This window comes from Fluviibacterium sp. S390 (genome assembly GCF_049800695.1).
In the GTDB taxonomy this organism is placed as follows: Bacteria; Pseudomonadota; Alphaproteobacteria; order Rhodobacterales; family Rhodobacteraceae; genus Meridianimarinicoccus.
In genome coordinates, this window is record NZ_JBNAFN010000011.1 from 1 (window position 1) to 23,629 (window position 23,629).

Sequence of the window (23,629 nt, forward strand, 5' to 3'; positions counted from 1 at the left end):
GCCTGCCGCGTTGACGCGGAGGTGGATCTTGGTCGTGAACCCACCTCTTGAGCGCCCAAAACCCTGTCGCGGAGTCCCCCTTTAGCACCCGCTGCCTGATGATGGGCGCGAATGACAGTGCTATCGACCATTTGCAGGGCGTCCGGAACGGCCCCGCTTTGGTTCAGGGCGTCCAGGATTTCTTCCCATAGTCCCATCAGTGTCCAGCGTCGGAACTGGCGATAAACGCTCGACCATTTGCCGAAGTCTTCCGGCAGGTCACGCCATGGCGCGCCGGTTCGGGCGATCCAGAAAATTCCATCCAAAACAAGGCGGTGGTTGGTGGGCTTGCGCCCATTCGGTGCGCGGGCAGCCAGGATGAAGTGTTCAAAGAACCTCCATTCCTCATCGGTCATCAACTCTCGTGCCAAGCTGGTCTCCATAACAGATACCAGCTTGAATCACGCCTGAGGGCCAGTGTGAATCCTTTTTGTCAACATGACCTAGAATGCCTGCGAAGAAGGGCATCAAGTTGACGGACAAAGGAAAAAACCAGAAGGAGAAAATATTCATCATATTGATGACGGAACCAATGGGGCTCAATTCCCCTAATGACTATACTGTCAACTTCAAAATTCACCACCGGCTGATGGGCGCGAAGAAAGGCAGTTCTACCCAAGGTGGAATTGCCTTGGGAGACACGGGCAACAATGAAAAGGAAGTTGCACTGGTAGCGCCAAAGGGAAAGCACAACGGTATGATCTTTGTGACCGGAATCGATATCACGATTCGGAATCTGAACGACGTACCAGACGATACGATCAAGATCACAAAGCTCATTTTCGGATTCGAGGCACCCGATACGCGACAGGATGGGGACATGGTTGAATACCCGGTTGATATCCCCGGCGTTCCGCTTCCCATGTCGGGCATCCTGTTGACCACTGGATTGATAGGCCTCGCCGCTTCACGCAGGGTGAAGCCGGGGCTGTTCAAACGGTCATGTCAGGATTGCCGGGCCACGCGGTAACGAAGTTGCGGGCGCACACCCCTGCCAGTTCGCCGGATGCCGGCGAACATGGGCAGGGGGCACCCGGTTACTCGTTAACAAACACCGAAATACACTCTCAGGTTGTACCTTTGCTGAACAAAGAGTTTCTGACAAGCGTTTATATTCAGTGTGTTGTCGATTGACCCCAGTCCGCGGACTGCATTTCGCGCAATCGGCTGGCCGTGCGTTCGAATTCGAACGACCCGGCGCCGTCCAGATACAGACGCTCTGGCTCTTCCGCGGCGCTCATGACCAGCTTGACGCCGGCCTCGTAGAGCGCGTCGATCAGGGTGACGAAACGCTTGGCCTCGTTGAACTTCGAGGAATCAAGCCGTGGCACGTCTTCCAGGATCAGAACCCGCACCGCATCGGCCACCGCAAGGTAATCCGCCGGGCCAAGCATGGCGCCGCAAAGATCCCAGAAGCTGGCCCGCGCCACCCCGTTGCGGAAGCGCGGCAGCAGCACCTGCCGCCCCTTGACGGTCAGCACCAGCCCGGCGGACTCGGCCGCATGGGTGCCGCGCGCCAGCCCGGCGGCGGCGGCCTCGGTTCGGGCGGCCCGGATGCGTTCGATGGGCGCGCCGGTCATGTCCTGCCAGATCCTGTCGATGGAAGCGCGGGCGGAGTCGTCGGCGGGATGGAAATAGACCTGTTCGCCCGACAGCCGATCCTGGCGATAGTCGGTGGGACTGGCCAGTTCCCAGACCACCAGATGCTTCTTGATTTCCTCGATGAACGGCAGGAACAGCTGTCGGTTCAGCCCGTTCTTGTAAAGCTCGTCCGGATGCCGGTTCGAGGTGGTCACGATCACCACGCCAGCGGCAAAGAGCCGTTCGAACAGGCGGCCCACCAGCATCGCGTCGGTGATGTCGGTGATCTGCATCTCGTCGAAGGCCAGCAGGCGCACCTCGGCGGCGACCTTGTCGGCCACCGGCGCCAGCGCATCCTCGACCCCGCGCTTGCGGGCTTCGGCCATGCCGGCATGCATTTCCTGCATGAAGGCGTGAAAATGTACCCGGCGCTTGGGCACGGGCACATGGGTAACGAACAGGTCCATCAGGAAGGATTTGCCACGCCCCACCCCGCCCCACAGGTACAGCCCCTTGATCTTTTCGGGCTTGGCACCGCCCAGCCCGAAAAGCCCGCGTTTGGGCGGCGGGGCCTGCAAGGCGGTACGGATGCGCTCGAACTCGGGCAGCACGGCCTCCTGGGCCGGATCGGGACGGATGGTGCCCTCGTCGGCACGGGTCGAATAGATGTAGCGCAGCTCGGTCATGGCACTGGCCTAGCGGCTGTTGCGATCAAAGAAAACCGTCCCGATGCGCGCAGGTCCGGCGGAACCGGAAAGGGAGCCCTCCCGCCCCCTTCGGCCGGACGGCCTGCCAGGGGTTGGGCCGGGCGCCGCGCCTGCGGCGCGGCGCGGGTGCGCCCTTGCTTCCCGGTTGCCCCTTGCACCTCGGGGGCGGTTTTTCCTATCTGAAGGGCACCCAAGACGAGAGCCGTTGCCCATGCGCCCCTTGCTGACCGCCCTTGCCCTGAGCCTTGTTCTGGCCGTCCCGCTGGCCCCGCCCACCCATGCCGACACGGAAGTTCCGGGCTCGCAGGCGCAGATGCAGTTGTCATTCGCGCCGGTGGTCAAGGCGGCGGCCCCGGCGGTGGTCAACATCTATGCCAAGCGCGTGGTGGCGCAGCGGGTCAGCCCCTTTGCCGACGATCCATTCTTCTCGCAGTTCTTCACACCCTACAGCCGCAGCGTGCCGCGGGTGCAGAACTCGCTGGGATCGGGCGTCATCGTCTCGCCCGACGGGCTGGTGGTGTCGAATCATCACGTCGTCGGCGACGCCTCCGAGATCCGCGTCGTGCTGTCGGATCGGCGCGAGTTCGACGGCGAGATCCTGCTGTCGGACCCCGAATCGGATGTGGCCATCATCCGGCTGCAGGAGGCCGCCGATCTGCCCGCCCTGACCTTCGGCGATTCCGACGCGGCCGAGGTCGGCGATCTGGTGCTGGCCATCGGCAACCCCTTCGGCGTCGGCCAGACCGTGTCCAGCGGCATCGTCTCGGGGTTGGCACGGTCGGGCGGCGTGCCGGGGCTGCGCGACAGTTATTTCCTGCAGACCGATGCGCCGATCAACCCCGGCAACTCGGGCGGCGCGCTGGTGGACATGGCCGGGCGGCTGATCGGCATCAACACGGCGATCCTGACCCGCTCGGGCGGCTCGAACGGCATCGGATTCGCCATCCCCGCCAACCTTGTGCGGCAATACGTGACCCAGGCGCAGGACGGGGCGACCCGTTTCGCGCGGCCCTGGGCGGGGATGGAGTTACAGCCGGTGGACGCAGCCCTGGCCGAAGCCCTGGACCAGCCGGTGCCGCGCGGGCTGCTGGTCACCCGGTTGCACGACCAAAGCGCCTTTGCCCGCGCCGGCCTGCGGCCCGGCGATATCCTGATGGCGCTGGACGGGCTGCCCACCGATGCGCCGGTGGAACTGGACTATCGGCTGGCCACCCGGGGGCCGGGGCGCGCGGTGACCGCACAGCTGCATCGCAAGGGTCAGGACCTGCAAGTCGACGTGGTGCTGGAGATCGCGCCCGACACGCCGACCTCCCCACCCCAGACCATCACCGCGCGCACCCCGTTCAACGGTCTGACGGTGGCCGAACTGACCCCCCGGCTGCTGGAGGACCTCAACCTTGGGCTTGAGGCGCGCGGCGCCGTGGTGGTCGCGGCACGCGGCCCGGCCCAACGCAGCGGCCTGCGCCCCGGCGACATCATCACCGGCGTCAACGGCACCCCGGTGACCGATCCCGAACAGCTGGCGCGGCTGTTGTCGCAGCGGGCCAGCGGCTGGGATCTGCGCCTGCGCCGCGACGACCGCGATCTGGTACTGCGCCTGCGCGGCTGAGCAGGCACCGGGCCCGCCGCTGATCGACCCCATCACAAGCTTTGATTTGACCAGCGCCCGCGCGCGCGGCAAATGTCGGCGGGAAGGAGCCGCCGATGTCCCAGCCTCGCCTGATCACCCCCGTCCTTGTCGCCGGCTGCCTGATCCTGATGATCAGCTTCTCGATCCGCTCGGCCTTTGGCGTGTTCCAGATCCCGATCGCGACCGAATTCAACTGGCCGCGTGCCGAGTTTTCGCTGGCCATCGCGATCCAGAACCTGGCCTGGGGCTTTGGCCAACCGATCTTCGGCGCGCTGGCCGAAAAGATGACCGACCGCAAGGCGATCATCCTGGGCGCGCTGGTCTATGCCGCCGGGCTGGTGCTGTCGTCCTTCGCGGTGACACCCGAGGCGCATCAGATGCTGGAGATCCTGGTGGGCTTCGGCATCGCCGGCACCGGGTTTGGGGTCATCCTCGCTGTGGTCGGCCGGGCCAGTTCGGATGAAAACCGCTCGATGTCGCTGGCCATCGCCACCGCGGCAGGCTCGGCCGGGCAGGTCTTCGGGCCGCCGGTGGCGCAATGGCTGCTGAGCTTTCTGTCATGGCAAGAGGTGTTCCTGGTCTTCGCAGTGGTGGTGCTGGCTTCGCTGGCGGTGCTGCCGATGATGAAAGCGCCCACCGTCAGCCGGACGGAGCTGGAAGAATCGATGGGCACGATCCTGAACCGGGCCTTTCGCGATCCGACCTATACGCTGATCTTTCTCGGCTTTTTCTCCTGCGGCTATCAGCTGTCCTTCATCACCGCCCATTTCCCGGCATTCGTGACCGAATTGTGCGGGCCGATCGACCCCGGCGGGTTGCTGGCGGGCATGGGAATTACGACCACCTCGGCACTGGGGGCGGTGTCGATCTCGATGATCGGGCTGGCCAATATCGCGGGCACGCTGGCGGCGGGCTGGGCCGGCAAGCGCTATTCCAAGAAATACCTGCTGGCCTGGATTTATGCCGGGCGCACGGTGATCGCGGCCTGGTTCATCCTGACCCCAATCACCCCGGCGTCGGTGCTGATCTTTTCAGGGCTGATGGGGGCGCTGTGGCTGGCCACGGTGCCGCTGACCTCGGGGCTGGTCGCCCATATCTACGGCCTGCGCTACATGGGCACGCTGTACGGCGTGATCTTCTTCTCACACCAGTTGGGATCGTTCATGGGGGTCTGGCTGGGCGGCAAACTCTATGACCTGACCGGCGGCTACGAGGTCGTCTGGTGGGTCGGCGTCGGGGTCGGCGCGTTCAGCGCCATCATCCACCTGCCGATCCGCGAGCGGCCCTGGCAGGCGGTCCCCCGCGCCGCCTGACCGGACAGGCCGTCAGCCGCCGGACACCGGCAATCCATGTGCCCGCAAGGCCGCGTGCCAGCCCGCGACACCGTCGAACAGATGCGTCTGCCAGCCGCGCGCCTGCGCGGCGCGGATGTTGTCGATCCGGTCGTCGGTGAACAGCAACCGCTCGGGGGCGATGCCGCAATCGGCCTCGACCTGCGCATAGATCCCGGCGTCGGGCTTGATGATCCCCATGTGGCCCGAGATATAGCGCCGGTCGAATTCATCCAGAAACTCGTACCGCGTGCGCGCCAGTTCGAACGACCCGATCCCGAAATTGGTCAGCGCAAACACCGGCACCCCCGCCGCCCGCAAGTCGCGCAGCAAGGCGATGGAGCCTTCGATGCGCGGCTGCGCCAGATCCAGCCAGTTGTCGTGCCACATGCGGATTTCGTCCCGGAATGCGGGATACTGTTCGGCGGTATCATAGATGGTGGCGCGGAAATCGCCGCCGCGATCGACCTCGTCGTTCATGCCGTGCAGATCGACGGCGGCGAACATGGCCTTGCGCCGCTCCTCGCCCACGACCCGGTCGTAATAGGTCTCGGGCTGCCATTCGATCAGCACATTGCCGATGTCGAAGATCACCGCGTCGATACTCATGATTTCACCCTTTCTTGGCCGCCGCCAGGGCCCCGTCCAGCGCCTGCAGGAACCGCGACCGGTCGGCTTTCGAAAACCCGCGCCCGCTGCCCTGCAGGAACGGGTCCGAGGCGCGCAGGTCCGCCATCAGGTCCCGCGTCGCCAGCCGCGCGCCGATATTGGCCAGGCTCAGCGCCGCGCCATCGTGTTGCAGGACCTGCGCCCCGGCCTTCAGGCATTTGTCCGCCAAAGGCAGGTCCGAGGTCACCACCACGTCGCCGGCGCCGCAATTCTCGGCAATCCACATGTCGGCCTTATCCGGGCCGTCGTCGACGAAGACATGGCGCACCAGCGGATTGGCCGAGGGGCGCAGCCCGCCGTTGCAGACCAGCACCATCTCGACCCGGTGGCGCGTGGCCACCCGTTCGGCCTCGGCCTTCACCGGGCAGGCATCGGCGTCGATGAAAAGAGTCACAGATCCAGCGCATCCGCATGGAAGGCCATATGCGCCTCCATGAAGCTCGACATGAAGAAATAGCTGTGATCATAGCCCTTCTGGAAACGGAACACCCCGTCCTGCCGCCGCGCGGCCATGGCCTCGGCCAGCGTCTCGGGGTGCAGCAGGTCCAGAAACTGGTCGTCGGTGCCCTGGTCGATCAGCACCGGCCCGTCGAACCCATGTTCGCGCATCAGCAGGCTGGAATCATACGCCTTCCAACTGGCCTCGTCCTCGCCGAGATAGGCGGTGAACTGCTTGCGGCCCCAGTCCGAAACCATGGGATTGGCAATCGGCGCAAAGGCCGACACCGAAGCAAAGCGCCCCGGGTGCCGCATCGCCACTGTCAGCGCCCCATGCCCGCCCATGGAATGACCGGTGATGGCCTGGCGATCCATCTCGACGGGGAAATGATCTTCGATCAACCGGGGCAATTCGCCGGTCACATAGGACCACATGCGGAAATGCGGATCCCAGGGCGCCTGGGTGGCATCGACATAGAACCCGGCCCCCTGCCCCATGTCGAAGCCCGTGTCATCGGCCACATCGGAGCCCCGCGGCGAGGTGTCGGGAAAACACACCGCCATGCCCAGTTCGGCCGCGTATTTCTGCATGCCGGCCTTGGTCATGGCGTTTTCATGGGTGCAGGTCAGCCCCGACAGGTACCACAACAGCGGCACCTTGCTGTGCGCGGCTTCCGGCGGCAGGTACAGCGCGAAGGTCATCTCGCAGCCGCAGGTCACCGAAGGATGGGCATAGACCCCTTGAACGCCGTCAAAGGCGCGGTTTTCGGATACGGTTTTCATCGGCGGTGATCCTTGTGCTTGTGTGCCTCAACGGCTACCGCGCCGGGGCGCGTCGGGCAAGCCTCAGCCGCCGGTCAGCCAGGCGATCACCATGGGCACGGTCACCACGCTGACCAGCGTCGAGATCAGGATCGAAGCCGACACCCGCTGCGGCGCCACCCCATAGTGCTGCGCCAGCATGTAGACATTGCCTGCCACCGGCAGCGCCGCAGCGGCAATCACAACGGTGGCGGCGAAAGGCTCCACCGGGATCAGCACCAGCAGGGTGAAAGCCACCGCCGCCGGATGCAGCGCCAGTTTGCAGAACGACAGCCAGATCGCGACCTCGACCCGTTCCGCCGACTTGTCCGCCAGCGAGGCCCCGATGGCAAACAGCGCCCCCGGCGTCGCCGCCGCCCCAAGGATCACCACGAAGGACATGGCAGGGGCCGGCAGCGTCCAGCCCGAGGCCGACCACGCCAGACCGGCACAGATCGACACGATCATGGGGTTGCGCACCAGCCCCAGCCCCACCGAGCGCAGCGCCGACGGCCGCATTCGTCCGTCGCGGGCAAGGGTGATCAGGATGACGATCAACGAGGAAAACACGATCAGATCGACCGACAGGATCAGAAGCAGCGGGCCAATGGCGGCCTCGCCCAGAAGCATCACCAGCATCGGAATTCCCAGGAACCCGGTGTTGCCGATGACCGCGACCTGCGCCTCGACCGCCGCCTCCTGCATCCCGCGCCGCCGCATCAACGCCACAATGGTGGCCAGCAGGTACACCGCCAGGCAGGCCAGCAGATAGCCGGTCACGATGTCCCAATCCAGCACCGCCCAAAGATCCAGGTCCGCCGAAAACCGGAACAGCATCGCCGACAGGGCAAAATAGAAAACGAACCTGGTCAGCGCCGAGGTCGCCTCCGGCCCGAACATGCCACCGCGTGCCGCCGCATAGCCCAACCCGATCAGGGCAAAGAACGGAAGTGTCTGAAGAAAAACAGCCAACATGGAAATTCGGTAGCATGCGGCTTCAACGCTGACCAGCACTCTGGTTGCGGCGTTTGAACCGTTCGGTTTAGACTGATCCCCAGCGTGGGAGTACACAGATCTTGAACAAGCATGACGCCCCGATCAAACGGGGCCGGAAATTCGATCAGGTCGTGGCCGGTGCCCGCGAGGTCTTCCTGCGGGAGGGATTCGAGGGCGCCAGCGTTGACAGCATCGCCCGCGCCGCAGGCGTATCGAAAGCCACGCTCTACAGCTATTTTCGCGACAAGCGGCTGCTGTTTCTGGAAGTGGCGCGGATGGAATGCCTGCGCCAGGCCGAAGCCGCCATGTCCCTGGCCACGCATGGCAGTGATCCCCGCGAGACTCTGACCGACATGGCGCGCCGGATCACCGATTTCACCCTGTCGGACTTCGGTCTCAAGGTGTTCCGCATCTGCGTGGCCGAGGCCGAGCGATTCCCGGAACTGGGCCGCACCTTCTATCAAAGCGGTCCCGAGGTCGCGCGCCAGCATCTGACCGACTACTTGCAGGCGGCCACCGCTCGCGGCGCGCTTCGGATCGACGATTGCCGCCTCGCTGCCGATCAATTCGTCGAACTCTGCCGCGCCGATCTGTTCTACCGCCGGGTGTTCAACCTGACCGACAACATCCAGCCCCAGGAGGTCACGCGGATCGTCGACGGCGCGGTGGACACCTTCCTGGCCCGCTACGCCCCGCGCCTCTGACCGCAGCCCTTCTTCTTGGCAAAAATACTCCCGCCGGAGGCGTCCCGCGGCTCAATCCAGGCAGCGCACCTCGAACTGGTTGCCCGCGCCCCGGCGCATCTCGAACATCTTCAGATCGGCCAGAAGATCGCTCAGCTTCTTCTTGCCATAGTTGCGCGGGTCGAAATCCGGATTGGCGGCGGTGATGTGCTGGCCGACCTGGCCCAGCGAATACCAGTCGTCATCCTGGTCGATGGCCTCCATGGCGCGATAGATCAGCGCCCGCGCATCCATCGGCTTGAGCTTCCTGGGCGCCGGCGTCGCGATCCCCGGCGCTGCCGGTTCGGCCTCGCCCGAGGTCAGGTTTTCCACGTAGATGAAGCGTTTGCAGGCGCGGCGGAAGGCTTCGGGGGTCTTCTGCTCGCCCATGCCGTAGACGTCGATCCCCTGTTCGCGGATGCGGCTGGCCAGTCGGGTGAAGTCGCTGTCCGAGGACACCAGCACAAAGCCGTCGAACCGGCCGGTGTGCAGGATGTCCATGGCATCGATCACCAGCGCGATATCCGAGCTGTTCTTGCCCCGCGTGTTGGCCGGGGACTGGATCGGCACGATCGCCAGATGCGCCAGCTTCTTTTGCCAGCCTTTCAGCCCGTCGCGCGAAAAATCTCCATAGATCCGCCGGATCGAGGATTCGCCGAAGCTGGCGATCTCTTCGAAGATCGCCTCGGCATAGCTGGCCGGCACGTTGTCGGCATCGATCAGCACGGCCAGCAGTTTGGTTCCAGTCTCAGGCATCAGGTTTCCACCAGTTGTTTGTACATCACCAGCGCATCCACATAGCCGTGGACCGGGTGACGGAAAGCGCCGGGCAAGCGGCCGACGGTTTCAAACCCGTCCCGCGCCCAGATCGCGATGGCCCCGGCATTGGTCGTGACCACGAAATTGAATTGCATGGCGCGAAAGCCCATCTCCCGCGCAACGGTTTGCGAGTGCGCCAGCATCGCCCCGGCCACCCCCTGTCCGCGCGCCTGCGGATGCACCACGAATCCCGCGTTGCACACATGCGCGCCGCCGCCGCCCTGGTTGGACTTCACATAGAAGGTGCCTACCACCCCGGACGGCAGTTCGGCCACGTATACGCTCTTTTCCGGCGCGGTCCAGAAGGCAAGCGCCTCGGCGCGCGGGATATCCGCCGCCACCGTATAGGTGTCACCTGCCCGAAAGGCCGGCTTCAGGATCGTCCACAGGGCCTCGGCATCGGCGGGGGTCGCCGGGCGCATTTTCAGGCTCATTCCTGCCCCTCTGTCTCGATATGGATCACCGCACCGCAATGCTTGCAATGCACCGCGTCGGAATCGTGCAGCACCAGCCCGCAGGTCTTGCAGGGCTCGCGCACCTTGCTGGGCCGGAACAGCACCTGCGCCAGCCGCAGGAACAGCGTCACCCCGAAGATCATCACCACCACCGAGATCAGCCGCCCGACCGTTCGCTGCAGGGTGATGTCGCCGAACCCGGTGGTGGTCAGCGCGGTGACGGTGAAATACAGCGCATCGGCGTAGTTGCCGATCTGCGGGTTGGTCTGGAACTGCGTGGCATAGACCAGCCCGGTCATGACGAACATGAACACCACAAGGTTGATTGCCGCGACGATGACCTCTTCATGTTTGCGAAACAGCGGAAAATCCATCCGCAGACGCCCCAGCAACTGATAGGTGCGCAGCAGCCGCAAGGTGCGCAACACCCGCAGGAAGCCCAGCCCCTCGCCCGCAAGCGGCGCCAGGAACGACACGATCGAGACGATGTCCACCCAGGTCATCGGCCGCAGCATGAACCGCAGCCGCCGGGTGTTGATGAACAGCCGCGACAGGAAGTCGGCCAGGATCACCACCCCGAACACGGCGTCGATGGATTCCACCACCGGCCCATGATGGCTGAACGAGGTGGCGATCACGAAGGCGATGGTCACCAGATCGAAGATCAGCAGCCCATAGCGGAACCTGTGCGCCCGGGCCGTCGATCCGGTATAGAGCGCGCGCAGCCAATCCTTCAGCCGCGCCGCGCCGGATGGCCTGCCGGGTGTCGTGCTGTCACCGGTCACCGTGCCGCTCCGGCGGCCCGTGCCGGGATCAGTAGACCACGACCGAACGGATCGACTCGCCCGCGTGCATCAGGTCAAACCCCTTGTTGATGTCCTCCAACCCCATGGTGTGGGTGATCATCGGGTCGATCTCGATCTTGCCCTGCATGTACCAGTCGACGATCCTGGGCACATCGGTGCGGCCCCGCGCCCCGCCGAAGGCGGTGCCGCGCCAGACCCGCCCGGTGACCAGTTGGAACGGACGGGTGGAAATCTCGGCCCCGGCAGGCGCCACACCGATGATGACGCTTTCGCCCCAGCCCTTGTGTGCCGATTCCAGCGCCGTGCGCATCACGCCGACATTGCCGGTGGCATCGAAGGTGTAATCGGCGCCGCCGCCGGTCAGCTCGACCAGATGGGCGACCAGATCGCCCTCGACCTTGCCGGGATTGACGAAATCGGTCATGCCGAACTGCTTGGCCATGGGGATTTTGTCGTCGTTCAGGTCAACACCGACGATCTGGTCGGCGCCGGCCAGCCGCAGCCCCTGAAGGACGTTCAGCCCGATGCCGCCCAGCCCGAAGACGATGGCGCGGATGCCGATCTCGACCTTGGCGGTGTTGATCACCGCGCCGATGCCGGTGGTCACGCCGCAGCCGATGTAGCAGATCTTGTCGAAGGGCGCGTCCTTGCGCACCTTGGCCAGCGCGATCTCGGGCAGCACCGTGTGGTTGGCGAAGGTCGAACAGCCCATGTAGTGCAGGATCGGCGTGCCATCGAGCATCGAGAACCGCGAGGTGCCATCGGGCATCAGTCCCTGGCCCTGCGTCGCGCGGATCGACTGGCACAGGTTGGTCTTGGGGTTCAGGCAATAGTCGCACTCGCGGCATTCGGGCGTGTACAGCGGAATCACATGATCGCCGGGGACCAGCGAGGTGACACCGGGGCCGACCTCCAGCACCACGCCCGCGCCTTCATGGCCCAGAATCGCCGGGAACAGCCCCTCGGGGTCGGCGCCCGACAGGGTGAATTCATCGGTGTGGCATATGCCGGTGGCCTTGATCTCGACCAGGACTTCCCCGGCCTTCGGACCCTCAAGGTTCACGTCCATGACCTCAAGCGGCTTTCCGGCCTCGACGGCGACAGCGGCGCGTGTACGCATGTGAAACTCCCTGCTGTGTTTGCGCAGAAGAATGTTCCAAAAGACACAGCTTTACAACGATCTCCTGCCCCATGGCTTGCGCAGGATGTTCCGGGACGGCAGGTTGCGGGTCAAAACGAGGCTTGCCATGCGCGTCACCATTTCGATTCTCTTCCCCGGTCTGTCCCTGCTGGCTCTGGCCGCTTGCGAACCCAGCTATGACAGCGCGCAGGGCGCGATCCCGGCGTCACAGGTCTGCGATGCCACCCTGTTCGACGAGTTGAAGGGCGAGCCGATCGAAGTGGTCGACAGCGTGAATACCCCCCTGCAAGTGCGGGTTCTGGCCGCCGACAGCTTCGTACCGCGCGATTTTGACGCCAGCCGCCTGACCTTTACGGAATCTCCCAAGGGCACCGTCAGCCGCATTTTCTGCGGCTAAGCCCCTCTTCGCCAGCCTCTGCCCGCGGTGTCGGCCTGCAACAGCAGCGCGGACTCGACTCTGGCCGCGCTTTGTTCATAGTAAGAACATAACAGGAACATTATTGCTGCCACAATAATGCCGAATCGTCGTGTTCTCTCTTTGTGGTTCCCACGCCTGGGGGCCGAACGGCTGCTGCGTCAGGATCGTGACGTTCTGGAACGGCCCCTGGCCGTCGTTGCCGATCGCGGCGGCGCACAGGTGCTGTCCAGCCTCTCGGTCGCGGCCGAGGCCGCAGGGCTGCGCGCGGGCCAGCCATTGCGCGATGCGCTGGCGATGTTTCCCGACCTGCTGACCCGGTCCGAGAATGCCCGTGCCGATGCCGCGCTGCTGGCGGCGCTGCGCCGCTGGGCCGGGCGGTTTTCACCCTGGGTCGCCGAAGAGCCGCCCGCCGCCCTGCTGATCGACCTGACCGGCTGCGCCCATCTGTTCGGCGGCGAGGCGGCGTTGATGCGGCAGGTGGAAGCCGATTGCGCCGATCTGGGGCTGACCGTGCGCGCCGGGCTGGCCGACACCGTGGGTGCGGCCTGGGCGCTGGCGCGTTTTGCCGGGCAGGCGGCGGACCCGGTCCGCTCGGGCGATGCCATCGACCAGGAAGCCCGCGCCACCCGCTCGCGCGCGGCCAAGCGGCGGCATTGGGAACGCGGCGGGGCGCCGCCCGGCCTGCCCGCTCCGGACACCCCCGCCGGACGCATCGCACCGCCCGGACGCACCCGTGCCGCGCTGGACCCGCTGCCGGTGGCCGCCCTGCGCCTGAGTGCCGAGGACACCGCCTCCCTGGCCCGACTGGGCTTGCGCCGCATCGGCGATCTGGCGGGCCAGCCGCGCGCCGGGCTGGCGCGGCGGTTCGGGCGGCAATTGGTGCGGCGGCTGGATCAGGCCATGGGGGTGGAGCCCGAGCCGGTCTCGCCCGCCAAGCCCGCCCCGCGCTTTGCCCTGCGGCTCAGCCTGCCCGACCCCATCGGGCTTGAGGACGACCTGCTGGCCGGGATCGACCGGCTGCTGCCGCCCTTGTGCGCCAAGCTGCGGACGGCAGGACTGGGCGCGCGGCTGGTGCGGCTTCAGGCCGAACGCTGCGACCGCGAGATGCAGGAGATCGAGGTCGGCCTCGCCCGCCCCTCGGCCGATCCCGACCGCATCCGCCCGTTGCTGGCGCTGAAGCTGGACCGGATCGACGCCGGGCCGGGGATCGACCGGCTGCGGCTGAGCGCGCCGCGCACCGAAGCGGTGCATGCCCGCCAGCACAAGGGCCATCTGGACGCCGCCCGCGCCGCCACCACCCGCCGCGATGCCGGCCCGGTACTGGACGATCTGATCGGCCGGCTGGGCGCCCGCGTCGGCATGGAGGCGATCACCCGCCTGCATCCCGCCGACAGCCATATCCCGGAAAAGACCGCCACGGTGCTGGCCGCCGCATGGTCGGACCCTGCGGGCGACTGGCCCCGCGCGCCGACCCCGCGCCCGGTGATGATCTGGCGGCCCGAACCGGTGAGCGCCCCCGACACGCCGCGCCTGACCGGCCCCTTCCGCTGGCGCCGCCGCAGCCTGACCCCGGTGCACACCCGCGGCCCCGAACGCATCGCGCCGGAATGGTGGCTGGACGATCCGGCCTGGCGCAGCGGCGTGCGCGATTACTGGGATGTGGTGACGGAAGACGGGGCGCGGCTGTGGCTGTTCTATGCCCATGGCAGCACCCGCTCGGGGGGCTGGTTCTGCCAGGGGGCCTTTGGCTGAGCCAAGGCCCCCGGCACCGCCGCGCTATGGGGGCAATGAACCGGCGGTGCCGGAGAATGGCAGCTTCTGCGCCATGGGTCTGACTATACCGTCAAACGCTCGCACCCGCAGAATTTAGTGCCGGAAATTCAAGCCAACTTCGCCCCAAAAAGCGGCAAAAGACATGGAAAGCTGGAAGGTTAAGCATGGCCGCGCTTGATTTCACCCGGCCTCGGCCCCAGAGTTGACGCATGACCGTGATTCCCCCGACCCCGTTTCCGGGCCCACGCGCCCCGGTCGAACAGGTGGCCTTCCAGCGCGCGGAACTGGGCGTGATCCTTGGACTTTACGGGCGCATGGTCGCCGCCGGAGAATGGCGCGACTATGGCATTTCCTGCCTGCGCGACCACGCGGTGTTCTCGGTCTTCCGGCGCACCGCCGAAACCCCGCTTTATAGAATCGAGAAACATCCTAAACTGCGCAACCGGCAGGGGATGTACGCGGTGATCGGCATGGACGGGCAGATTCTGAAGCGCGGGCATGACCTGAAAACGGTTCTGCGGGTGCTGGAACGCAAGCTGATCCGCCCGGTCTGAGCCGCGCGCCGCGACTCAGTTGGCGGGCACCAGCCGTCGCCGCGAGGTCACCGGGCCATCGCCCTGCCCCGCGATCCGGCGCACGGCTTCTTCGGCGGATTCATAGACCACCGACATGTGATGCGCGTTGGCGTGAATCAGGCGATCATCGCTGACCGCCAGCGCCACATGGCCCTTCCAGAACAGCAGATCGTTGCGTTGCAGCGGCTCGGCATCGGCCACGGCCTGCCCGGCGGTCCGCGCCTGTTCGCCACTGTCACCGGGGCAGGACAGGCCACAGGCCAGGCAGGCCACCTGCACCAGCCCCGAGCAATCCAGCCCCAGGCGCGAATTGCCGCCCCAGAGGTACGGCGTGCCCAGAAACAGCTCGGCAATGGACGCGGGGTCGGAAAACCGCAGATGCGCCTTGGCCACATGCACCATCGGCACATACAGCCCCTCGTGGGTCTGTCCGAAGCTGCCCTCGGTGCCGGTCAGGGTCAGCCGCGCGCCAAAGGACAGGCTGGCCACATCGGGCGCCTTGAAATCCGGTGCGGCATACAGATGGGTGGCCAGGGTGATGACCTGATGGGTCGGCTCCACCGGCTGGCTCAGATCCTCGGGCCGCATGGCGCCGCGATAGCCGTCGGCCACCCGCCGCACCAGGATATGCCCGTCGGCCTCGGCCAGCGGTTGCACCGCCTCGCCATACAGAAGCTGACGGCTGCGGGTACCGCCGGGACGATCCAGAAGATCGGCGACGGGCACCGCCACCTGAAAGGTCTTGAGCGCGGGGCGGGCGGGCTGGGTCATGACGGCATCCTTGTTGTGACCGCCTGCCTACGCCTTCACGCGGGAAGGTCAAGCAGGCTTGGCAGCGCCGCCAGCACGGCCCGTGTGCCCTGCCCGACCCCGCCTTTGGGCCGCGAGGGCGCGGCCACAGGCTGCCAGCCGTAGATGTCGAAATGCACGTAGCGCGGCGCGTCTTCGACAAAGCGGTGCAGGAACAGCGCGGCGGTGGTGGCCCCGGCAAACCCGCCCTTGGGGGCGTTGTCCAGATCGGCCACACCCGGTTCAATCATTGGCTCGTAAGGGTCATGCAGGGGCAACCGCCAGACCGGATCGCGGACCTGCGCTGCGCCGGACGCAAGGGTTGTCGCTGCGGCATCGTCGCGGGTGAAGAAGGGCGCGATATCGGGGCCGACAGCCACCCGCGCCGCGCCCGTCAGCGTCGCCATCGAGATCAGAAGATCCGGTTTTTCCTCGTCCGCCAGCGCCAGCGCATCGGCAAGAACCAGCCGGCCCTCGGCATCGGTGTTGTTGATCTCGACCGTCAGACCCTTGCGCGAGGTCAGGATGTCCTGCGGCCGGAACGACGCGCCGCTGACAGCGTTTTCCACCGCCGGGATCAGCACCCGCAACTGCACCGGCAGATCCAGGGCCATGATCATCCGGGCCAGCCCCAGCACCGCCGCGGCGCCGCCCATGTCCTTCTTCATCAGGCCCATCGAGGCGCCGGACTTCAGGTTCAAGCCGCCGGTGTCGAAACAGACCCCCTTGCCAACCAGCGTCAGCCGGGGGCCGTCGCTGCCCCAGCGCATGTCGATCAGGCGCGGCGCGCGCGGCGAGGCACGGCCGACCGCGTGGATCATCGGGAAATTGGCCTCCAGCAGATCGTCGCCCGTGGTGACCGACATTGCCGCGCCAAATTCGGCCGCCACATCGACGGCAGCCTGTTCCAGTTCCGCCGGCCCCATGTCCGACGCGGGCGTGTTGATCAGGTCGCGGGTCAGCGCCTCGCCCGCCGCGATGGCCTGAATGCGGTCGCCATCGACGCCTTTGGGCACCACAAGGCGCGGCGTGATCGCCGGGGTGCCCGAATAACGCGTGAAGCGATAGCCCGCCAGCAACCAGGCCAGAGCCGCCTCGGCAGCGTCTTCGGGGGCCAGATCGCCCACAAGCGCCCAGTCGCCTGCCGGCAGCGCAGCCGGCGCCCGGCCCAGCCAGAACCGCCCGCGCGCCCGCGCCTGCGCCGTCCCCAAGCCAAAGACCGCGCTGCTACAACTGCCATCGGCACCGGGCACGGCCACCACCTGCCCCAGTTCTGCGGTGAAGCCGACAGCGGTCAGCCAGGTGCGGGTGGTCTCTGGCTGATCGTCCAGCCAGCGTTCCAGATCATCGCTGCCGACAAGGTGAAGGGGGCGCGCCGCGTCGGCGTCTTGGGCAAATGCGAGTTCCATGGGCGGCCTGTCCTGTGATCCGATCCCAGCACCCTACGCCGTTCGGACGCGCCTGCAAGCCGGATCACTCGACCTCCTGGCCGGCGGTCCACAGAAGGGTGATCGTCGCCTCGCCCAGACGGCGGCAGCGGGCCACGGTGGCCGCCAGCGCCACGTGATCCTTCACCGCCGCGCAATGGGCCACCGCCCGCGCCGCGCGCTGCAACCGGGTCAGCCCCGCCGCCGAGGCCGTGGCCTGCAGCCGTTTGGCATGATCCTCCAGCGCCATCAGGTCCGTATCGGCCAACGCCCGCGCAAGGCCCGCCATGCGAGATGCCAGCGATTCGACCAGATCCACCGCCGCACGATCGCGCGAACAGCCCCGCGCCTGGCTGAAACACGCCACCAGAGTTTCGGGATCCAGATCCTCGGACTCGAAAAAACGCAAATGTACCCGCACGATACCCCACCCAATTCCGGCCCCCACCGGTGAATTTCCACATACCCCTGTTCCTGCCAAAAAAACCTTGCTTTTCCAGCCCGAAGTACCTCGAAATTGAATTCACTCCGCACTAGTTTCGAGACTTATGGAAAAGAACACCGCGCTCACGCACCCGCTGACACTCCGGCCCCTCCCGGGCTACTTGCTGCAACGGTACAGAGGCTGGAAAGCCACCGACCACGCAGAAAACAAGATTTGGTACCGCCGTTTGGCAGAGGAAGGTCAACGGCCGCGCTGCATGGTGATTTCCTGCTGTGACAGCCGGGTGCATGTGACATCGGTCTTCGGCGCCGGGCCGGGCGAATTCTTCATGCATCGCAACATCGCCAACCTTGTGCCGCCTTATGCGCCCGACACCGATCATCACGGCACCTCGGCGGCGCTGGAATACGCGGTGCGCAACCTGAAGATCACCAACCTGCTGATCATGGGGCATTCCCTGTGCGGCGGCGCGGCGGGATGCCTTGAGATGTGCAGCGGCAACGCGCCGGAACTGGACGACCCAAACAGCTTTGTCGGCCGGTGGCTCGACATCCTGCGCCCCGGATACGAGCGCGTGAAGGACATCGCCGACAGGGACGAGCAATCCACAGCCCTGGAAAAGCAGGCCGTGGTGATCTCGCTGGAGAACCTGATGACCTTCCCCTTCGTGCGCGAGGCGGTGGAGGCCGATCAACTGGCGCTGCACGGCATGTGGGTGAATATTGCCAACGGCGACTTGCAGATGCTGGACCCGGACTCGCACCAGTTCATCAGCTTGTAGACCCATCGGGCGCGGGTTGTTCCGCGCCCGGTCGGACACTTCCGGCAGGATGCCGGCGCTGATCCGACCCGACCCGAGGAGGCCGGTGATGACTTGGATGATCCGCGCGCTCGCCGGACTGGCCGCCCTGGTGGCCATTCTGGCGCTGGCCGCCTTCGCCTTGCCGCATCAGATCTCGGTCAGCCGGTCCATCACCATCGACGCGCCGCCCGAACGCGTATTCCCGCATCTGGATTCGCACACGGCCACGGCGGAATGGTCGCCCTGGATCGCGCGCAATCCCGATGCCCAGGTGATCTTTGAAGGGCCGGAGGCCGGGATCGGCGCGCGGATGAGCTGGATCTCGGACAATCCGACCCTTGGTGACGGCGTGCAGGTCATCACCTCGATCACCGACAACCGATGGGTGGCGCGATCGATGGAATTCGGAGACTGGGAGCGTGCGACCGCGTCGTTCCTGCTGGACCCGGACGGGACCGGCACCCGTGTCACCTGGTCGTTTTCCACCGATGCCGGGTTCAACCCGGTGTCGCGCTGGATGGGACTGGTGGTGGATGACTGGGTCGCGGACGAACTGGATCAGGGTCTGAGCCGCCTGAAACGGCTGGTCGAGACCGGCAGCCCGGACTGAGGCCGCGCCGCATGAGAACGGCCCCGGCGCGCCCGCGCGCCAGGGCCAATACTGGTGTCAGCCCTTTTTCAGGACGCGCGCACCCAGCGTTTCGGCGATCTGCACGGCGTTCAGGGCAGCGCCTTTGCGCAGGTTGTCGCTGACGCACCACAGGTTCAGACCGTTGTCGATGGTGCTGTCCTGACGGATGCGGCTGATGAAGGTGGCGTAGTCGCCGACGCATTCAACCGGCGTGATGTAGCCCCCGGCCTCGCGCTTGTCGATCACCATGATCCCCGGCGCTTCGCGCAGGATATCGCGGGCCTCGGCCTCGTCCAGATGATCCTCGAACTCGATGTTGATCGATTCCGAATGGCCCACGAAGACCGGAACCCGGACACAGGTCGCGGTGACCTTGATCGCCGGATCGATGATCTTCTTGGTCTCGGCGACCATCTTCCATTCTTCCTTGGTGGAGCCGTCTTCCAGGAACACGTCGATGTGCGGGATCACGTTGAAGGCGATCTGCTTGGGATAGACCGACGGCGCGACTTCCTGGCCGGGCACATACATGCCCTTGGTCTGATCCCACAACTCGTCGATGGCATCCTTGCCCGAGCCGGAAACCGACTGGTAGGTGCTGACCACCACCCGCTTGATCCGCGCGCGGTCGTGCAGCGGCTTCAGGGCCACCACCATCTGTGCGGTCGAGCAGTTCGGGTTGGCGATGATGTTCTTGGCCTTGTAGCCCAGAACCGCCTCGGGGTTCACTTCCGGCACCACCAGCGGCACCTTCGGGTCGTAGCGATAGAGCGAACTGTTGTCGATCACCACGCAGCCCGTCGCCGCGGCCTTGGGCGCATACTTCTTGGTCGCGTCCGAGCCGATGGCGAACAGGGCGATGTCCCAGCCGGTGAAATCGAAGGTGTCCAGATCCTCGGTCGTGAGGGTTTTGTCGCCAAAGCTCACTTCCGTGCCCAGCGACTTGCGCGAGGCAAGAGCTGCGATCTTGTCCACCGGGAACCCACGTTCCGCGAGGATGTTGAGCATTTCGCGGCCCACATTGCCCGTGGCGCCCGCGACGACGACGTTATACCCCATTTCGGGTTACTCCTTCTTGCATAACGCGCGTCTGTTACAGGCTTTGTGTCCCATGGGAAAGGGGGCTTGAGAGACGCTGTGTCAGACTGTGACCGGAAGCTTCGGCAGCACCAGGTCGGGCTTGACCTTGGGATGGCCATCCGGGCCGGTCTCTACCTCGGGATAATAGACCTGCCCGAGATAGTTCATGAAGGCGTTGCGCAAAGCCTTGTCATAACTGGCGGCATCGGCCTCGGCAAAGACCCGATGCAGGGCTGCAGCGTCATCAACCGGGGTCACTAGGCCGGGGATGCGGAAGAACGCCTCGCCCAGCACGATCACCGGCTTCTCGAAATAGAACGCCTGCAATCCCACCGAGGAATTCAGCGTGATGACCGCCTGCGACCGGTCCACCTGGAAGAAGGTGTCGGTCTGGTTGTCGATGACAACGCGATCGGGTTGGGCGGCTTTCGCGCGTTCCAGCGCCGCGCCCAGCGGGATCTTGGAACTGGGATGCTCCTTGAACCGCAGGTGCCAGCCCTCGGGCAGATCGGCGGCGGCCTCGGTCAGCAATTCGATGAAATGTTCGAGGTCGCGGACCCAGCCGCTGAACTGGCGGATCTGGGTATCGTCAGGCACCTGCAACGGGCAGAAGATGAACTTCTGCCCCGCCAGCCCGGTGTCGCCGCTGCCCTGACCGACATCCGCACGGGCCGAGGCGCGCGCCTGCAGCTTCTCGCGCAGGGCCAGCCAGCCGGGTCCGGCCCGGTCCGGATCGTCGCCCGCCCAGTCGCGGTAGAAGCCGGCGTCGCGCGGCAGGCTGTTCAACTGGTTGATGCCCACCGGGTCCACCGTCACCCGGCCGGGCAGCGGCGCGCGCTCCAGATAGATGGTCGGGCGTCCGGCATCGCGGGCGGCAGCCATAAAGGCACGCCGGGTGCCGGTGATGCCGTTCCAGGCGACCGCCACCGACCCTTCATGGCTTTCGAAATGATGGCGGAACCGGTTGTACTGAACCGAGTAGATCCAGATCTTGGCGTTGCGGTGCCGGGGGCTGCGCGGCGGACGCTTGGCGGTCGCCACCGCTTCCTCGGCCCGCTGGCGGGTCTCGGGATAGCCGCGCAGGCGGATGCTCAGATCACTGAACTGCCGGGTGCCGCCACCGATCTCGCAGACCGAGGCCAGCATCGAGTCGATTTCCGGGTCGCCGTCCTTGAGATACACATAGGTCATGGCGCGCCCTTTCTGAGCTTAGCGGAACAACAAGAGCGGGATCTGGCAGGAGCGGATCATCTCGGTCGTGGTCGACCCGATGATCAGTGCCCGCATCCGCGAATGGCGGTAGGCGCCCATCACCAGAAGGTCGGCCTCGCCGTTGGAAACCTTGTCGGAAATCACCTGGATGGTGTCACCCTGCAGGATTTCCGAGGTCACGTCGAAGCCCTTGCCGCGCAGCAGCGCCACCGCGCCCTCATGCTTGCGGCGCATCTCGGTCGAGGCATTGGCGACGGTCAGAAGATGCAGGGACAGCCCGGCAAACAGCGCATTCTCGGCGATGTGATCGACGGCCCTCATGGTGGCCGGATCGCCGTCGAAGGCGATCAGCACCCGGTTGATCGGCTGGAACGCCCGCGAGCATACCATCACCGGCTTGTCCGAGGCGCGCACCACCCGCTCCAGGTTCGAGCCGAGGTGCAGCTTGGCGAAATCCGCAGCTTCGCCGCGCTTGCCGATCATGACGAGGGCGGCGTTGGCTTCCAGATCGTGCAGGGTTTCCACCAGATCGCCGTTGCGCAGGCGCGTGTGCACGTCTTCGACGCCCAACGCTTCGATCCGCGCCTTGGCGTCTTCCAGAATGGCCCGGCCGCGGCGCTGCGCCAGCTTGGCCTTGGCCTGATCCAGTTCGGCCAGCTCCTCCAGCAACGCGGTGCGGGCTCCCAGCCCGATATTGCCGCTGAGGTCCGCCTTGACGCCTTGCCGATGGCCCAGGATATGCGCCACCGAGACCGGCACGCCCAGTCGCGAGGCCGCCCATCCGGCATGGTCGCAGACGCTTTCGGAATAGGTGGATCCGTCCACCAACGCGATGATTTCGCCCATCTTGTCCCTCAATGCTCCAACAGCTTGTCCATCGCGCCGGGCTTGTCGAACACCGACAGCTGATCGACGATGGTCTCGCTGGCCCGATTCATGCCGCGCAGGTCCACATCGGCCCCTTCACGACGGAACTTGAGCACGACCATGTCCAGCGCCGCAACCGACGAGATGTCCCAGATGTGCGCGCCAGAGACGTCGATGACCACGCGTTCCAGCGCTTCTCCGAAGTCGAACGAGTTGGTGAAGGCATCCGCCGAGGCGAAGAACACCTGCCCCTCGACCGTGTAGGTGCGCTCGGTCCCGTCTTCGGACAAGACCGATCTGACCCGGAAAATCTGCGCGATCTTGCCGGCAAAGAAGATCCCCGACAGCAGCACGCCAGTCAGAACGCCGATGGCCAGGTTGTGGGTAAAGACCGTGGTCACGACCGTGGCCAGCATCACGATGGAGGAGCTGCGCGGATGATCGCGCAGCGACTTGATCGAGGACCACGAGAAGGTCCCGATGGACACCATGATCATGATCGCCACCAGCGCCGGCATCGGGATCTGGCGCACCAGGTCGCCCAGCCCCACGATCAGGATCAGCAGGAACACACCGGCGGCAAAGCACGACAGGCGGCCCCGACCGCCGGATTTCACGTTGATCATCGACTGGCCGATCATGGCGCAGCCTGCCATGCCGCCGATGAACCCGGTGGCGGTGTTGGCCACGCCCTGTCCGATGCACTCGCGGTTCTTGTCGCTTTTCGTGTCGGTCAGATCATCCACAAGCGACGCTGTCATCAGGCTTTCCAGCAGGCCTACCACGGCAATAGCGGCGGACACAGGGAAGATGATCTGCAGGGTTTCAAAGTTCAGCGGGATGTCGGGGATCAGGAACACCGGCAGGGTGTCGGGCAATGCGCCCATGTCGCCGACGGTGCGCACATCCAGCCCCAGCGCCAGCGAGGCCAGCGTCAGGACGACAATCGTGACCAGCGGCGAGGGCACCGCACGCGTGATGCGCGGGAACAGATAGATGATCGCCAGACCGGCCGCGACCATGACATAGGTGACCCAGGTGACGCCCGTCAGTTCGGGGACCTGCGCCAGGAAGATCAGGATGGCGAGCGCGTTGACAAAGCCTGTCATCACGGATCGCGAGACGAAGCGCATCACCGAGCCCAGCTTCAGCATCCCGGCGCCGATCTGCAGCAATCCGGCCAGCACGGTCGCGGCCAGCAGGTATTCCAGCCCGTGATCGCGCACCAGCGTCACCATCAGGACCGCCGTGGCCGCCGTGGCTGCCGAAATCATGCCCGGTCGTCCTCCGACAATGGCGGTGATGACCGCGATCGAGAACGACGCATACAGCCCGACTTTCGGGTCGACGCCGGCGATGATCGAAAATGCGATGGCTTCGGGAATGAGTGCCAGAGCCACGACCAGACCTGCCAGCAAGTCTGCGCGAATGTTACCAAGCCATTCTGCCCTGAGGCCGCTTGAACGGTCCAAGAT

Annotated in this window: 25 protein-coding genes and 1 pseudogene; 9 read left to right on the forward strand and 17 right to left on the reverse strand. The window is 65.6% G+C overall.

What is annotated here, in order from left to right:
- Positions 1–422, reverse strand: a pseudogene (locus ACP15K_RS10255) (IS5 family transposase); the annotation flags it as partial.
- 65 nt (positions 423–487) lie between these two features.
- Here ACP15K_RS10255 and ACP15K_RS10260 point away from each other — a divergent pair.
- Positions 488–1,009 (forward strand): hypothetical protein, encoded by a 522-nt coding sequence (locus tag ACP15K_RS10260; protein WP_424990451.1) that lies wholly within the window; start codon positions 488–490, stop codon positions 1,007–1,009.
- Positions 1,010–1,154: 145 nt separating this feature from the next.
- Here the strand turns inward: ACP15K_RS10260 and zapE are convergent, their stop codons facing one another.
- The gene (gene zapE, locus ACP15K_RS10265; protein ID WP_424990452.1) at positions 1,155–2,306 is read right to left on the reverse strand and encodes a cell division protein ZapE; all 1,152 of its coding nucleotides are present in this window, start codon (positions 2,304–2,306) and stop codon (positions 1,155–1,157) included.
- 232 nt (positions 2,307–2,538) lie between these two features.
- Between zapE and ACP15K_RS10270 the strand changes: the two genes are divergently transcribed.
- Complete coding sequence (locus ACP15K_RS10270; protein WP_193140439.1) at positions 2,539–3,936, forward strand: trypsin-like peptidase domain-containing protein; 1,398 nt, start codon at positions 2,539–2,541, stop codon at positions 3,934–3,936.
- Positions 3,937–4,031: 95 nt separating this feature from the next.
- Positions 4,032–5,270 carry an MFS transporter gene (locus ACP15K_RS10275; RefSeq protein ID WP_193140438.1) on the forward strand — a complete coding sequence of 413 codons (1,239 nt, stop codon included), beginning with the start codon at positions 4,032–4,034 and terminating at the stop codon, positions 5,268–5,270.
- A gap of 12 nt (positions 5,271–5,282) precedes the next feature.
- Here ACP15K_RS10275 and ACP15K_RS10280 read toward each other — a convergent pair whose 3' ends face one another.
- From ACP15K_RS10280 to ACP15K_RS10295, 4 genes are all read right to left on the reverse strand, one after another.
- Entirely contained in the window at positions 5,283–5,897 is a 615-nt protein-coding gene (locus ACP15K_RS10280; RefSeq protein ID WP_193140437.1) for an HAD family hydrolase, read from the reverse strand.
- Between the two features lie 4 nt (positions 5,898–5,901).
- Positions 5,902–6,351 carry a YaiI/YqxD family protein gene (locus ACP15K_RS10285; protein ID WP_193140436.1) on the reverse strand — a complete coding sequence of 150 codons (450 nt, stop codon included), beginning with the start codon at positions 6,349–6,351 and terminating at the stop codon, positions 5,902–5,904.
- The gene (gene fghA / locus ACP15K_RS10290; RefSeq protein WP_193140435.1) at positions 6,348–7,178 is read right to left on the reverse strand and encodes an S-formylglutathione hydrolase; all 831 of its coding nucleotides are present in this window, start codon (positions 7,176–7,178) and stop codon (positions 6,348–6,350) included. The genes ACP15K_RS10285 and fghA overlap by 4 nt, the downstream gene beginning before the upstream one ends.
- 63 nt (positions 7,179–7,241) lie before the next feature.
- Complete coding sequence (locus tag ACP15K_RS10295) at positions 7,242–8,171, reverse strand: AEC family transporter (protein WP_193140434.1); 930 nt, start codon at positions 8,169–8,171, stop codon at positions 7,242–7,244.
- 101 nt (positions 8,172–8,272) lie between these two features.
- Here ACP15K_RS10295 and ACP15K_RS10300 point away from each other — a divergent pair, with 101 nt between their 5' ends.
- Positions 8,273–8,896: a TetR/AcrR family transcriptional regulator gene (locus ACP15K_RS10300; RefSeq protein WP_193140433.1), complete on the forward strand. Its 624-nt coding sequence runs from the start codon at positions 8,273–8,275 to the stop codon at positions 8,894–8,896.
- A gap of 51 nt (positions 8,897–8,947) precedes the next feature.
- Here the strand turns inward: ACP15K_RS10300 and ACP15K_RS10305 are convergent, their stop codons facing one another.
- The 4 genes from ACP15K_RS10305 to ACP15K_RS10320 are packed head-to-tail and all read right to left on the reverse strand — an operon-like array spanning position 8,948 to position 12,114.
- Positions 8,948–9,670, reverse strand: coding sequence for an NYN domain-containing protein (locus tag ACP15K_RS10305; RefSeq protein ID WP_193140432.1), 723 nt, complete (start codon positions 9,668–9,670; stop codon positions 8,948–8,950).
- On the reverse strand, positions 9,670–10,167 hold the full coding sequence (locus ACP15K_RS10310; protein ID WP_424990453.1) for an N-acetyltransferase family protein: 498 nt from the start codon (positions 10,165–10,167) through the stop codon (positions 9,670–9,672). The genes ACP15K_RS10305 and ACP15K_RS10310 overlap by 1 nt, the downstream gene beginning before the upstream one ends.
- Positions 10,164–10,973 carry a potassium channel family protein gene (locus ACP15K_RS10315; protein WP_424990454.1) on the reverse strand — a complete coding sequence of 270 codons (810 nt, stop codon included), beginning with the start codon at positions 10,971–10,973 and terminating at the stop codon, positions 10,164–10,166. The genes ACP15K_RS10310 and ACP15K_RS10315 overlap by 4 nt, the downstream gene beginning before the upstream one ends.
- 28 nt (positions 10,974–11,001) lie before the next feature.
- Positions 11,002–12,114, reverse strand: a complete 1,113-nt coding sequence (locus tag ACP15K_RS10320; RefSeq protein WP_424990455.1) for an S-(hydroxymethyl)glutathione dehydrogenase/class III alcohol dehydrogenase — start codon at positions 12,112–12,114, stop codon at positions 11,002–11,004.
- 127 nt (positions 12,115–12,241) lie between these two features.
- Here ACP15K_RS10320 and ACP15K_RS10325 point away from each other — a divergent pair, with 127 nt between their 5' ends.
- The 3 genes from ACP15K_RS10325 to ACP15K_RS10335 all read left to right on the forward strand — a co-directional run bounded on the left by ACP15K_RS10325 (position 12,242) and on the right by ACP15K_RS10335 (position 14,880).
- Entirely contained in the window at positions 12,242–12,532 is a 291-nt protein-coding gene (locus tag ACP15K_RS10325) for a hypothetical protein (protein WP_193140429.1), read from the forward strand.
- Positions 12,533–12,649: 117 nt separating this feature from the next.
- Positions 12,650–14,305 (forward strand): Y-family DNA polymerase, encoded by a 1,656-nt coding sequence (locus tag ACP15K_RS10330; protein ID WP_424990456.1) that lies wholly within the window; start codon positions 12,650–12,652, stop codon positions 14,303–14,305.
- A 230-nt stretch (positions 14,306–14,535) separates the two neighbouring features.
- Entirely contained in the window at positions 14,536–14,880 is a 345-nt protein-coding gene (locus tag ACP15K_RS10335) for a DUF2794 domain-containing protein (protein ID WP_193140427.1), read from the forward strand.
- Positions 14,881–14,895: 15 nt separating this feature from the next.
- On the opposite strand, the gene ACP15K_RS10340 is transcribed toward ACP15K_RS10335, so the two are convergent.
- From ACP15K_RS10340 to ACP15K_RS10350, 3 genes are all read right to left on the reverse strand, one after another.
- Complete coding sequence (locus ACP15K_RS10340; protein ID WP_193140426.1) at positions 14,896–15,672, reverse strand: C40 family peptidase; 777 nt, start codon at positions 15,670–15,672, stop codon at positions 14,896–14,898.
- A 35-nt stretch (positions 15,673–15,707) separates the two neighbouring features.
- The gene (locus ACP15K_RS10345; RefSeq protein ID WP_424990457.1) at positions 15,708–17,099 is read right to left on the reverse strand and encodes a leucyl aminopeptidase family protein; all 1,392 of its coding nucleotides are present in this window, start codon (positions 17,097–17,099) and stop codon (positions 15,708–15,710) included.
- Positions 17,100–17,163: 64 nt separating this feature from the next.
- Positions 17,164–17,526 carry a hypothetical protein gene (locus ACP15K_RS10350; RefSeq protein WP_424990458.1) on the reverse strand — a complete coding sequence of 121 codons (363 nt, stop codon included), beginning with the start codon at positions 17,524–17,526 and terminating at the stop codon, positions 17,164–17,166.
- Between the two features lie 139 nt (positions 17,527–17,665).
- Between ACP15K_RS10350 and ACP15K_RS10355 the strand changes: the two genes are divergently transcribed.
- Together ACP15K_RS10355 and ACP15K_RS10360 are read left to right on the forward strand one after the other, a co-directional pair.
- Entirely contained in the window at positions 17,666–18,343 is a 678-nt protein-coding gene (locus tag ACP15K_RS10355) for a carbonic anhydrase (protein ID WP_193140423.1), read from the forward strand.
- 88 nt (positions 18,344–18,431) lie between these two features.
- Positions 18,432–18,974 carry an SRPBCC family protein gene (locus ACP15K_RS10360; RefSeq protein ID WP_424990459.1) on the forward strand — a complete coding sequence of 181 codons (543 nt, stop codon included), beginning with the start codon at positions 18,432–18,434 and terminating at the stop codon, positions 18,972–18,974.
- Positions 18,975–19,031: 57 nt separating this feature from the next.
- Here ACP15K_RS10360 and ACP15K_RS10365 read toward each other — a convergent pair whose 3' ends face one another.
- From ACP15K_RS10365 to ACP15K_RS10380, 4 genes are all read right to left on the reverse strand, one after another.
- Complete coding sequence (locus ACP15K_RS10365; protein ID WP_424990460.1) at positions 19,032–20,054, reverse strand: aspartate-semialdehyde dehydrogenase; 1,023 nt, start codon at positions 20,052–20,054, stop codon at positions 19,032–19,034.
- Between the two features lie 81 nt (positions 20,055–20,135).
- A complete protein-coding gene (locus ACP15K_RS10370) occupies positions 20,136–21,266 on the reverse strand; it encodes a capsular biosynthesis protein (protein ID WP_424990461.1) in 1,131 nt (376 codons plus the stop codon).
- Positions 21,267–21,284: 18 nt separating this feature from the next.
- Positions 21,285–22,133, reverse strand: a complete 849-nt coding sequence (locus ACP15K_RS10375) for a universal stress protein (protein ID WP_424990462.1) — start codon at positions 22,131–22,133, stop codon at positions 21,285–21,287.
- An 8-nt stretch (positions 22,134–22,141) separates the two neighbouring features.
- Positions 22,142–23,626, reverse strand: coding sequence for a SulP family inorganic anion transporter (locus ACP15K_RS10380; RefSeq protein WP_424990463.1), 1,485 nt, complete (start codon positions 23,624–23,626; stop codon positions 22,142–22,144).
- Positions 23,627–23,629: the final 3 nt, after the last annotated feature.